The organism is Sphingobium sp. TomMM15 (assembly GCF_055397045.1).
The window spans coordinates 2,483,539-2,495,755 of the sequence record NZ_AP027314.1; the positions used below are offsets into that span (position 1 = coordinate 2,483,539).

Here is a 12,217-nt window from a genome sequence, read left to right on the forward strand (position 1 = left end):
CTCCTATTCGGTGCGTGTCATCTTGAGGCGGCCGCCCTTGACCGCAAAGGCCAGGCGGCCTTCGACAAGGTCAACGGCATCGCGGCCGAATTGTTCATAGCGCCAGCCTTCCAGGATCGACAGGTCATCGCGGACACCTGCGGCCAGCGCGTCCAGATCGTCGCTGCGGGCCAAGAGGCGGGCGGCGACGTTGATGTCGCGCGAGCGAATCTTGAGGAGGAGCTTTAGCAAATCCGCGACTAGCGCGCCGTCCTTGCCAAGGCCGGGACGCTTGGGATCGCGTTCGGGCATCTCATCCTTGTCGAGCGGCGTGTGGCTGCCGAGCGCCGCCATCAGGCGCGCGCCGATGTCGTTGGTCTTCCAGGTGGCGGACAGGCCGCGAACCTTGCCAAGGTCTTCCTGGGACCGGGGCGGATGGCTGGCGATGTCGGCCAGCGTCTCATCCTTGACGATGCGACCGCGCGGCAAATTCTTGTCTTGCGCCTCGATCTCGCGCCATGCGGCGAGCGCTTTCAGGCGGCCGAGCACATCGGCCTTGCGGCTAGCGATGCGGACGCGTTTCCAGGCTTCATGCGGCTCGTTCACATAGTTGGAGGGATCGCAGACACGCTCCATTTCCTGGTCCAGCCAATCGCCGCGGCCGGTCTTGCGCAATTCCTCCAGCATCATCGGGAAAATCTGGATCAGATAGGTGACATCGCCGATCGCATAGTCGATCTGCCGTTTGTCGAGCGGGCGGCGGCCCCAGTCGGTGAAGCGCGCGCCCTTGTCGAGTTGCACGCCGAGCCATGCGTCGACGAGATTGCCGTAACCGATCTGCTCGCCAAGGCCCAAGGCCATCGCCGCGATCTGCGTGTCGAACATCGGGTGCGGGGTGCGGCCGGTCAGGTTGTAGATGATCTCCAGGTCCTGCCCGCCTGCATGAAAGACCTTCAGCACATCCTCATTGTCGACCATCAGGTCGAGCAGGGGGCTAAGGTCGAGGCCCGGCGCCTTGGGGTCGATCGCGGCGGCTTCGTTGCTGTCGGCCACCTGGACGAGGCAGAGGTCGGGCCAATAGCTGTTTTCGCGCATGAACTCGGTATCGACTGCGATGTAGGGCGATTTGGCGATACGGGCGCAAAATGAAGCGAGAGTCTTGCTGTCGGTGATCAGCGGATGGATTTGCATATGGTCTTCGATCTTATTATGGGCTGGCCCGCTCCCTGGCGGGCTCGTCGATGTTCGACATGAGTGCCCATAGCGGGGCTGCAACAATTTGTCATTTCCGTAAAACGAAGCTGAAAGACCAAAACGCCATGCACGCCTATCGCACCCACACCTGCGGCGCCCTTCGTGAAGGTGATGTCGGCGCGACTGTTCGCCTGTCGGGCTGGGTCCATCGCAAGCGTGATCATGGCGGCGTGCTGTTCATCGATCTGCGCGATCATTATGGGATCACCCAGATCGTCGCGAAGGCGGATAGCGACCCGCTGAGGGTGCTTGAGGCGTTGCGTCTCGAATCAGTGGTGACGATCGACGGTACGGTCGTGGCGCGCGGCCCCGAAGCGACCAACCCCAAGATGCCGACCGGCACGATCGAGGTCGTGGCCGACAGCGTGACGGTGCAGTCGACCGCCGCCGAATTGCCGCTGCCGGTCGCGGGGGAGCAGGAGTATCCCGAGGATATCCGCCTGCGCTACCGCTTCCTCGACCTGCGGCGCGAAACGCTGCATGCGAACATCGTCAAGCGGACCAAGGTCATCTCCGACATGCGCCGCCGCATGGAAGGGGCTGGCTTCACCGAATATTCGACGCCGATCTTGACCGCGAGCAGCCCGGAAGGCGCGCGCGACTTTCTGGTGCCGAGCCGCATCCATCCGGGGAAGTTCTACGCCCTGCCGCAGGCGCCGCAGCAATATAAGCAGCTGCTGATGGTGGCGGGCTTTGACCGCTATTTCCAGATCGCACCCTGCTTCCGCGACGAAGACCCGCGCGCCGACCGTCTGCCGGGCGAGTTCTACCAGCTTGACCTCGAAATGAGCTTCGTCACGCAGGAGGATGTGTGGAACACGATGGAGCCGGTGATTGCCCAGGTGTTTGAGCAGTTCGCCGACGGCAAGCCGGTGACGCCTGCGGGCAGCTTCCCGCGCATTCCTCATGACGAGGCGATCCTGAAATATGGATCGGACAAGCCGGACCTGCGCAATCCGATCCTGATTCAGGACGTGACCGAGCATTTCCATGGGTCGGGCTTCGGCATCTTTGCGTCGCTGGTCGAGAGCGGCAGCGTCATTCGTGCGATCCCGGCTCCCGGCGCTGGTGCGGGCAGCCGTAAATTCTTCGATGACATGAATAATTGGGCGCGGGGCGAGGGCTATTCGGGCCTTGGCTATATCAACATCAAGGATGGCGTGCCCGGCGGTCCCATTGCCAAGAACCATGGCGAGGAGCGGACGGCGAAGCTGATCGAGTCGCTGGGCCTTGGCCCCAATGACGGCGTGTTCTTTGCGGCGGGTAAGGAATCGCAGGCCGCCAAGTTGGCGGGGCTGGCGCGCATTCGCGTGGGCGAGCAGCTGGACTTGATCGACAAGGATCGGTTCGAACTGTGCTGGATCGTCGACTTCCCCTTCTACGAATATGATGAGGAATCGAAATCGATCGACTTTGCGCATAACCCCTTCTCCATGCCGCAGGGCGGGATGGACGCGCTGGAGCATCAGGACCCGCTGACGATCAAGGCGTATCAGTATGACATGGTCTGCAACGGCTATGAGATTGCTTCGGGGTCGATCCGTAACCAGTCGCCGGAGCTGATGGTGAAGGCGTTCGAGAAGGTGGGCCTCAGCCAACAGGATGTGGAGGAGCGTTTCGGCGGCCTCTATCGCGCGTTTCAATATGGCGCGCCACCGCATGGCGGGATGGCCGCTGGTGTCGATCGCATCGTGATGCTGCTGTGCGGGGCGCAGAACCTGCGCGAGGTGACGCTGTTCCCGATGAACCAGCGCGCCGAAGACCTGCTGATGGGCGCGCCGAGCGCGGCGGAGTTCAAGCAGCTGCGGGAACTGCATGTTCGCGTGGTGGAGCCGCAGGCCAAGGCCTAATCACCCTACCGTCATCCCAGCGAAAGCTGGGATCTCGGTCGAGATCGCACTTTGCCTCTTGAGATCCCAGCGTTCGCTGGGATGACGAGGCAGGGGCGGGGCAGATTTGACTTTTCGCCGCTTCGGGCGTTGCTTTCCTCATCTGAACAGGAAGGATGACGCGCATGGCGATTGACCTTGCCGATTATGAGAAGGGCAAGCCTCTCAAAGGCGACTATGAGGCGGAGCTGGAAAAGCTGCAGGAGCGGCTGGCGAAGATTCAGGTTGCCCATGTGATCCATGACCGGCGGTCGGTCATCCTGTTCGAAGGCTGGGACGCGGCGGGGAAGGGCGGCATCATCAAGCGGATGACCGCGCAATGGGACCCGCGCTATTATCGGGTCTGGCCCATCGCCGCGCCGTCCGCCGAAGAATGCGACCATCATTTCCTCTGGCGTTTCTGGACCCGGCTGCCCGCAGGCCGCAACATCGCGGTGTTCGACCGCAGTTGGTACGGGCGCGTGCTGGTCGAGCGGGTGGAAGGGCTCTGTTCCAAGGGCGAATGGAAGCGCGCCTATGACGAGATAAACGCCTTTGAAAAGCAGCAGGAGGACGCGGGTACCAACATCATCAAGCTGTTCGTCCACATTACCCAGGAAACGCAGGACAAGCAGCTGGCGCAGCGGCTCGACACGCCGTGGAAGCGGTGGAAGACGGGCAAGGAGGATTATCGCAACCGGGCGCGGCGCGACGATTATCTCGACGCGATGCACGACATGTTTCAGAAGACGGACAGCAAATATGCGCCATGGCAGGTGATCGACAATAATCACCGTGCGGCCGGGCGGATCGCCGCGCTGAAATATGTCGCCAAGTCATTGGAAAAGTTGGTGCCGATGGATTTTCCTGAGGCCGACCCGGAGGTGGTCAAGCTCGCCAAGGAAGCATTCAACTATCAAATGCCGTAAAAAACCAAGACAAAACAGTGCGTTGTCATAAATCTGTCATCAAAATCTAACTGCTCATTTACCATTCGGGCGCTACCAGCAACTCATGTACGCGCCCATGATGCTCGATCCTTCGCCGTCGCTGCCTCGCTGGCAGGGCTTGCCCTTCGTCTCCACCAGTCCGGCGATCCGGATCGGGCGGCCGTTGAGCGAAGCGGTGGAGCATTTTCAGCAAAATCCTTCGCTGCGGCTCCTGCCCGTTCTGGACGAAGCGGATCGGCCCAAGGGCGCGATCTATGAGCGGGACATGCGACGGATTCTGTTCAATCCTTTTGGCCATGCGCTGCTGCGTAACCCGAGCTTTGGCGGGCGGTTGGATGACCATATCCGGCCCTGCGCCTCGGTCGAGCGGAGCGCCACGATCGAGATGCTGATCGACCTCTACGCAGCGCAGGGGCAAAAGTGCGAAGGGCTGATTGTCATAGAAGGCGGCCGTTATGCCGGGATGGTCGGCGGGCAGTTGCTGCTGAAGCTGGCAGCGGAGCGGGATGCACGCGTGGCGATCGCGCGGGCGGAGCGATTGGAGCGCGTGACGCGGGAGAGCGGCAGCTTTCGCGACGATATCGCAACGCTGATCGCCGATCTGGTGGGGATGGCGGATATGCTGTCCCGGCTGGCGAGCGACGCGGCGGAACGCGCGGCCCATAACGGGCAGGCGGCTGCGGGCATGGCGGTGGCCGCCGCGCAAACCGCTGACAATCTGTCCGGCATCGCTGGATCGGCCAACGACCTTGGCCTGCTGTTTCAGTCGATCGAGGATGAGGTGCGTCAGGCTGGTGCCGCGATCAAGGCGGCGGTCGAACAGACGCGGCTGGGGTCAGCACAGACCCAACAATTGCGCGTTCAGGCGGATGGCATCGGAGAAGTGACGGCGCTGATCGACGCGGTGGCGCGGGCGACGGCCACGCTGGCCCTGAATGCGGGCATCGAGGCCGCGCGCGCCGGGGAGGCGGGCCAAGGCTTTGCCGTTGTCGCGCGCGAGGTGAAGCTGCTTGCGGGGCAGACCCGCGAAGCCGCAGCGGAAATTGCCGATCGGATAGACCATATCCGCGCGACTGTCGGTCATGTGGCGCAGGGCCATGAGCTGATGGGGTCCGCGATTGAGACGGCCGATCGGCTGTCGGCTTCCGTGTTCGATGCTGTGGCGCGCCATGGCGCCTTCAGCCGGGGCATCGCCGCCAGCATGTCCGAAGCGGGCGAGTCCAGCGATCATGTCCGGCTGAGCGCCAGCCAGATCAGCGGCAATGCCGACGCGGCGGTCGATGGCGCGCGCAACATCCGGCATGCGGCAAGCCAATTGGCGAGCGAAGCGCAGCGGCTGGACGCGCGGGCCAGCCTTTTTATCGAGGCTATTCGATTGGATTGACGCCGACTTCAGGGAAAAATGGCTGGCGCCATGCGCAAATGCGGCTAACCTCTCCATCCAACAAGAAGGAGAGGACAGCCATGCTCGTGATGTTCGTGGGCGCCGACCGGACCGAAACCGCCATCAATGCCGCGCAGGTCACCTTCGTATCGTCCGTCACGGACGGCACCCGCATCCGCTTTGGTGAAGGCCGTAGCGTCACCGTGGTCGAACCGATCGCCCAAGTGATGGAGGATCTCAATCAGGCGTTACGGCCGCACGAATAGCGCCGTGTCCGGCGCTACGCCGTAACCGATGCTTTGCGTATGCCTGAGAAGCATCCTATACTGATGGCTTGATGCCAGGACTCAGGACAGCAATGAAATCCAATTTCTTCCGGGGCGCCGTTGCCCTTGGCGCACTCGCGCTCATCCCCGCCACCACGGCCGCGCTCGCGGACGGGGAAGCGAGCAGCTACAAGGCGCTCGACGAGTTCATGGACGTCTTCCAGAAAGTCCGCAGCGACTATGTCGAGAAGGTGGATGACGAAAAGCTGATCAAGGGTGCGATTGACGGCATGCTGGCCAGCCTCGACCCGCATTCCAGCTTCCTCGACGCGCGCGATTTCCAGAATCTGCGGACCCAGACGGAGGGCAGCTATGGCGGCCTTGGCCTGTCGGTCACGCAGGAGGATGGCGCGGTCAAGGTGATCGCGCCGACGCAGGACACTCCCGCCTGGCGCGCGGGGATCAAGGCGGGCGATTATATCACCCATCTCGACGGGCAGCTCATCTATGGCGGCACGCTGGATGAAGCGGTCGACAAGATGCGCGGCGCGCCGGGCACGTCGATCAAGCTGACCATCGTGCGCGCGGGCCGTGACAAGCCGATCGAAGTGACGCTGACGCGGGAGATCATCCAGCTGAAGCCGGTGAAGTGGGAAGTGAAGAACGGCGTTGGCGTGATCAATATCGTCAGCTTCTCCGCCAATACCGGCGCTGACCTGCGACAGGCGATCCGTAGCATCGACAAGAGCCTTGGGCATAAGCCGACAGGCTATATCCTCGACCTCCGGTCCAATCCGGGTGGGTTGCTGGATGAAGCCGTTTCGGTGAGCGACGCCTTCCTGGAGCGTGGCGAGATCGTTTCGCAGCGCGGCCGCAACAAGGGCGATGTCGAGCGCTATTATGCCAAGCCCGGCGACGACGCGAAGGGCCTGCCGGTTGTTGTTCTGGTCGATGCGGGGTCTGCTTCAGCGTCCGAAATCGTCGCGGGCGCGCTTCAGGACCAGCATCGTGCTTTGGTGATGGGTGAGCGCAGCTTCGGCAAGGGCAGCGTGCAGACGATGCTGCCGCTCACCAATACGACCGCGCTCAAGCTGACGACGGCGCGCTATTATACGCCGTCGGGCCGGTCAGTGCAGGAAGGCGGGATCGAGCCTGACGTTCGCGTGCCGCAGTTGTCGGACCCCGATTACAAGAACCGGCCGAAGTTCCGCGAAAGCGATCTGCGACGTCACCTGATCAATGAGATCAAGACGGATAATGCCGCGTTGGAAGAAGACACCAAGGAAGATCCGCGCTTCGCCATGTCGGCTGACGAGCTGAAGAAGAAGGGGATTGAGGATTTCCAGTTGGATTATGCGCTGAAGACGATCGCGCGGCTGGCGGCGAAGCCCGGTGCGGTGATCGCGCAGGCGCAGCCGATGGGGAAGAACGCGGCGCGGTGAGCGGGCCGGTTGGTTTCGCCTTTCGAGGGGCCAGTCATTTCCCTTTCGGCAAGCGGGCGAGGAATGCGTTGGACGAGTAGCGGACTTCCTCCCTCTCCCCTTCAGGGGAGAGGGCTGGGGAGAGGGGAATGAGGAAACGGCGTCCTAACAGTCCCCTCTCCCGCCTTCGCTAAGCTCGGCACCCTCTCCCCTGAAGGGGAGAGGGAATGGTTCGAACCCTTAACGAGCTTCGCGTCACTCCGGATAACCGATCTCCATCACCTCATATTCCTTCTCCCCGGCGGGCAGCATGACGCGGCGTAGATCGCCTACCGCGGCATTGCGCAGGGCGCGCGCGATGGGGGAGCTCCAGCCGATCCGACCCGCGCTGGCGTCGGTCTCGTCATTGCCAACGATGGTGACGGTGCGGTGATTGTCGTCTTCGTCGGCGATCGTCACGGTCGCGCCGAAGAAGACGCGGGTCTTGTCGGGCTGCTGACGCGGATCGACGACTTTCGCGTCCTTCATCTTCTTGGATAGGCGGCGGAGTTGGCCGTCGATCTCACGCATGCGCTTGCGGCCGTATAGATAGTCGCCATTCTCACTGCGGTCGCCATTGCCCGCTGCCCAGCTGACGATCTCCACGATGCGGGGCCGCTCGACGCCAAGCAACTGATCATATTCGGCGCGTAGCTTCGCAAAGCCTTCGGGGCTGATGTAATTGGGGTGAGGGGTCATGACCGGACTTTCCTATCCCTTCGAATGCAGCTTGTCGAAGTCCTCATCTCAACGAAGAGAAGTGGGGGCTTCGACAGGCTCAGCCCGAACGGAGAATAAGGGCAGTCAGCCCGGGGTTTGCTTGCCCAGATATTTGGAGAGTGGGGTATTAGAACCCCGGAAGCGGGCGCGTTCGGGGTTCATCGCTTCATAGACAACCGCATTTTCCAGCACGCGCTGTACATAGTTGCGCGTTTCGAAAAGCGGGATCTGCTCGATCCAGCGCAACATGTCGGCGCCCGGCAGGCGCGGGTCGCCATTGGCCGAAATCCAGCGGTTCACATTGCCGGGGCCGGCATTATAGGCCGCGACGGCCAGCGGGTAGCTGCCGCCATAATAGTTGAGCATGCGCTGGAAATAGGATGAACCGAGCATGATGTTGTAGCTCGGGTCGTTGAGCGAGCCGGGGTCATAGCCGAGACCAAGCTTGCCCGCCTGTTCCCGCGCGGTGCCGGGCATAAGCTGCATCAGGCCGCGCGCGCCTGCGTGACTGACGATCTGGCGGTCGAACTGGCTTTCCTGCCGGGCGATGGCATGCACCATCGTCCAGTTGGATTGCGCGGTGGGCGGCACGGGCACGCGGGGGAAAGCGCTTTCGCCATAGCCGGTGAGGCCGCTCGACACGGCGCGGCGGCCGACCATCACGCCCATGTCGGGCCTGCCGATGCTCTTGGCGAGTTCGGCGGCGAGATAATGATCGCTGTCGCTGTCGGCATTGTTGGCGATGGCGCGGGCGAATTTGCTCTGATCTTCCCAATAGCCCATCTGCCCCAGCGCCTTCACGGCGCGGACGACCGAGCGATTGTTGAAGGACGTGCGATCGGCGGCGGAAATCTCCACGGCCCGTTCCACAAGGGCAGGCGCGGGCACCGGCTTTCCGACGCGTTCCAGGGCGAGTTGGCCGTAGAACTGATCCGGGAACACCGAAGCCTGGGCGAAATAGCTGGTCGCGGTGGCCGTATCACCGGCTGCCAGTGCTGCGCGGCCTGCCCAATAATAGCCCTTTGACTGGGTCTGGGGGGATTTGGCAGCCGTTGCGTAGCGCCGGAACATCGCCGCCGCGTCCGATGGGCGGTTCAGATTGTAGAAGGCGGTCGATCCCGCCAGCCAGGCGAGGCTGGTATAGTCATCGCGCTCGCCGATCGGGCGGCTGGAAACGTCGGTGCCGGGCGCATAGGCGTCGTCAAGCTTGCTGGCGATGCCATAGGCGAAGCTCCACTGGCTGTCATTGGCGGCGGCGCGCGCCTGGCCGAGCAATGTCTCATACCATTTTTCCGCATTGCCCGGGCGGAAGGTCAGCTGGGGCCGGTTGGCGAGATATTGCCGTGCGGCGATCCAATTGCCCGTGTTCAACAGCCAGGTCGCCTTGTCCGCGACGAAGCCAGCGTCGGATATGCCGACCGGTTCCGCGACTTGCATCCGGGCGGCGGCGTCCGGCGCCTTCTGGCGGAAGGCGATACGCGCTTCGTAGACCGGCCGTCGCGTGGGCGTCACATAAGCGAGCATCCGTTGCGCCCCGGCGATGTCGCCGCCCCACAGCAGCACGTCGGCGCGCTGGTCATGGTCCGCACTCGTCCAGCTGCTGCCGAAGAGCGATAGCAGCCGAGCCTCGTCATCCGGCGAAAGCGTGCCGCCGACCCAGGCGCTGCGTGCGGCGATGCGCGCTTCGGGCATGCGGCCCATCTGCATCATCGCCAGCGCATTGCGCGCATGGCCGGTGGCGGTGCGCGCGGGGAAGCGGGCGAAGAAGGCTGTAACCTGACGCGGATCATAGCTGTTGGGATTGATGCCGGTTTCCGCCAGCCGCCGCATCCGGTCCTCCCCCGGCCAACCCGGATTGGCGAGGATGAAGCTGGCATAGGAGGAGAAGCCCAGGCCGTCGCTCTGCTGCAACGCGCGCCACTGGCTGATCGTCGCGGAGATGGACGGATCGGACGCCACGCCGATTCGGCTGCTGACCTGATTCCAGGGCGACGGCTGAGGCGATGACTGAGTCGACGCGGGCAGTTGCTGGACCACCGCGCCAGCCGGATAGGGCGACGCGACGGGGGCTTCAGTCTGGGCGCTGGCGCCGGCGGTAAAAAGAAGAAGAGCGATCAAGGGCATGCGGACCATTGCTGTTTCGAGGTGGCGAGCTGACAGCCTACTGGACATCATCGCAATTCCATCCTTATCAGGCCCTGAATGACGCGCTATAGCGCGCCGACGCCTACACTCGACAGTGTGCCCCGGAATGCCGGTGAATTGAAGGAGTTTATTGATGTTTTCCGGGTCGATTCCGGCGCTGGTCACCCCTTTCCGCGACGGAGCCGTGGATGAGGCGGCATTTCGCGCGCTGGTGGATTGGCAGATCGAGGAGGGAAGCAGTGCCTTGGTGCCCTGCGGCACCACCGGCGAAAGCGCGACCATGACGGTCGAGGAGCATAATCGCGTCGTCGCGATCTGTGTCGATCAGGCCGCGGGCCGGGTGCCGGTGATCGCGGGCTGCGGGTCCAACGACACGCGAATCGCTCTGGAGCATATGTTCGCGGCGCAGGCGTCTGGCGCGGACGCGGCGCTGGTGGTCGCGCCTTATTATAACAAGCCGAACCAGGAAGGCGTCTATCAGCATTTCGCCTATCTGGCCGAGCGCTGTCAGCTGCCGATCGTCCTTTACAATGTGCCGAGCCGCACGATCACCGACATTGGCGTGCCAGTGATCCACCGCCTGACGGAAGAATATCAGACGATCGTGGGCATAAAGGACGCCACCGGGAATCTGGGGCGGGTCACCGCGCAGCGGCTCGCCTGCCGCGATGATTTCTGCCAGCTGTCCGGCAATGACGAAACCGCGCTGGGATTCAACGCCATGGGGGGCAAGGGCTGCATCTCCGTCACGGCCAATGTCGCGCCGCGTCTCTGCGCGGAGTTCCAGGCGGCTTGCGCGTCGGGTGACTGGGCTGGTGCACTGGCGTTACAGGACCGGCTCTACCCGCTGCACGACGCATTGTTCAGCGATTCTTCACCTGGGCCGGTTAAATATGCGCTCAGCCGCGTGCGGTCCGACATGCCGGGTGAGCTGCGGCTGCCGATCACCTGGCCTTCGGAATCGAGCCGCGCCGCTGTCGATCGGGCTTTGGAAATTGCGGGTCTCGTCTAAATGGGCTGCGGCCTTATATGGTGAAGTGAGTTAGTTAAGAGTCCCATGGCCCGCCCCCGTCCCGAATTGTTCGACAAAAAGAAGATCGTCGCCGAGAACCGGCGCGCGCGTTTTGAATATTTCCTTGAGGATGTGTTCGAAGCGGGCATCGCGCTGCAAGGCACGGAGGTGAAATCGCTCCGTTTCGGCGAGGGCAACATCGCCGAGAGCTATGCCGAGGTGAAGGGCGATCAGGTGTGGCTGGTCAACAGCAACATCCCCGAATTCAGCCACGGTAATCGCTATAATCATGAGCCCAAGCGGCCCCGCAAGCTGTTGCTGCACGAGCGGGAGATCGCGCGCATGCATGGTGCGGTCGAGCGCAAGGGCATGACGCTCGTCCCCTTGAGCGTCTATTTCAACAGCCGGGGCAAGGCGAAGGTCGAACTGGCTCTGGCCAAGGGCAAGAAGACGCACGACAAGCGTGAAACGATCAAGGAACGCGACTGGAAGCGCGATCAGCAGCGCATCATGAAGGATCATCGCTGATGGGTCCGAGAGCGAGCATGGGCCGCTTGTCGCGGTGGTGGCATGCCAACGCGCCGACCCGTGAATCGCTGGAAGACAACCGCTTCATCGCCCCCGTGGCGCATCGTGTGCTGGAACCCTCGCTGTGGCGCTTCACCCGCCGTTCCGTGCCGCGAGGCGTGGCATTGGGATTGCTGGTCGGGATATTCCTGCTGATCCCCGGCGTGCAGATTGCGGGCGCGGCGCTGCTGGCGCTGCCTTTCCGGGCCAATATTCCGCTGGCGGCAGCCATGACGTTCCTGTCCAACCCGGCGACTACACCGCTGTTCCTTATGGCTTCGGTCTATATCGGCAACTGGTTCCTGGGCCGCAGCGCTGACGCGTCCGGTTTCATGGCGCTGGTCGATAAGCATGCGTCGATCCGCGAATGGTGCGGCTGGCTCTTTTCCGAAGCGGCGCCCGCCATGCTGTTTGGGCTGGCGTTGATTTCGATCGCGTTCGCGGTGGTGGGATATTTCCTTGCCGACTGGATCTGGCGCCATCGGATGGGCCGGAAATGGCATGCGCGTAAATTGAGGATTGGCAAGGCACCCGAAAGCAGCGCATTGGAAGAAGTCGCCCGCGTCTGACGCAGGGCGAATAGTCCAGGCGTTTTCAGGGGGAAGGCCGGCC

The 12,217-nt window shown here is 62.9% G+C and carries 11 protein-coding genes; 8 read left to right on the plus strand and 3 right to left on the minus strand.

Going from position 1 to position 12,217, the window contains the following annotated elements; all coding sequences use genetic code 11:
- Window positions 1–3 precede the first annotated feature (3 nt).
- Window positions 4–1,170, minus strand: coding sequence for a ribonuclease D (gene rnd, locus ACZ51H_RS12405; protein WP_464801998.1), 1,167 nt, complete (start codon window positions 1,168–1,170; stop codon window positions 4–6).
- Window positions 1,171–1,298: 128 nt separating this feature from the next.
- Between rnd and aspS the strand changes: the two genes are divergently transcribed.
- The 5 genes from aspS (at window position 1,299) to ACZ51H_RS12430 (ending at window position 7,143) form a co-directional block, all read left to right on the plus strand.
- Entirely contained in the window at window positions 1,299–3,083 is a 1,785-nt protein-coding gene (gene aspS / locus ACZ51H_RS12410) for an aspartate--tRNA ligase (protein ID WP_464801999.1), read from the plus strand.
- A 164-nt stretch (window positions 3,084–3,247) separates the two neighbouring features.
- The gene (locus ACZ51H_RS12415; RefSeq protein WP_464802000.1) at window positions 3,248–4,030 is read left to right on the plus strand and encodes a polyphosphate kinase 2 family protein; all 783 of its coding nucleotides are present in this window, start codon (window positions 3,248–3,250) and stop codon (window positions 4,028–4,030) included.
- Window positions 4,031–4,115: 85 nt separating this feature from the next.
- Window positions 4,116–5,435 (plus strand): methyl-accepting chemotaxis protein, encoded by a 1,320-nt coding sequence (locus ACZ51H_RS12420; protein WP_464802001.1) that lies wholly within the window; start codon window positions 4,116–4,118, stop codon window positions 5,433–5,435.
- Between the two features lie 80 nt (window positions 5,436–5,515).
- On the plus strand, window positions 5,516–5,701 hold the full coding sequence (locus tag ACZ51H_RS12425; protein ID WP_196225106.1) for a hypothetical protein: 186 nt from the start codon (window positions 5,516–5,518) through the stop codon (window positions 5,699–5,701).
- 92 nt (window positions 5,702–5,793) lie between these two features.
- Window positions 5,794–7,143, plus strand: coding sequence for a S41 family peptidase (locus ACZ51H_RS12430; protein WP_449470834.1), 1,350 nt, complete (start codon window positions 5,794–5,796; stop codon window positions 7,141–7,143).
- A gap of 234 nt (window positions 7,144–7,377) precedes the next feature.
- On the opposite strand, the gene greB is transcribed toward ACZ51H_RS12430, so the two are convergent.
- Window positions 7,378–7,860: a transcription elongation factor GreB gene (gene greB, locus ACZ51H_RS12435; RefSeq protein ID WP_449470835.1), complete on the minus strand. Its 483-nt coding sequence runs from the start codon at window positions 7,858–7,860 to the stop codon at window positions 7,378–7,380.
- Window positions 7,861–7,965: 105 nt separating this feature from the next.
- On the minus strand, window positions 7,966–10,005 hold the full coding sequence (locus ACZ51H_RS12440; protein WP_464802002.1) for a lytic transglycosylase domain-containing protein: 2,040 nt from the start codon (window positions 10,003–10,005) through the stop codon (window positions 7,966–7,968).
- 154 nt (window positions 10,006–10,159) lie between these two features.
- Between ACZ51H_RS12440 and dapA the strand changes: the two genes are divergently transcribed.
- From dapA to ACZ51H_RS12455, 3 genes are read left to right on the plus strand one after another with little or no spacing between them, the layout of a single operon-like run.
- The gene (gene dapA, locus ACZ51H_RS12445) at window positions 10,160–11,038 is read left to right on the plus strand and encodes a 4-hydroxy-tetrahydrodipicolinate synthase (protein WP_464771692.1); all 879 of its coding nucleotides are present in this window, start codon (window positions 10,160–10,162) and stop codon (window positions 11,036–11,038) included.
- 45 nt (window positions 11,039–11,083) lie between these two features.
- Entirely contained in the window at window positions 11,084–11,566 is a 483-nt protein-coding gene (smpB, locus tag ACZ51H_RS12450; RefSeq protein ID WP_196225111.1) for an SsrA-binding protein SmpB, read from the plus strand.
- The gene (locus ACZ51H_RS12455; RefSeq protein WP_464802003.1) at window positions 11,566–12,174 is read left to right on the plus strand and encodes a DUF2062 domain-containing protein; all 609 of its coding nucleotides are present in this window, start codon (window positions 11,566–11,568) and stop codon (window positions 12,172–12,174) included. The genes smpB and ACZ51H_RS12455 overlap by 1 nt, the downstream gene beginning before the upstream one ends.
- Window positions 12,175–12,217: the final 43 nt, after the last annotated feature.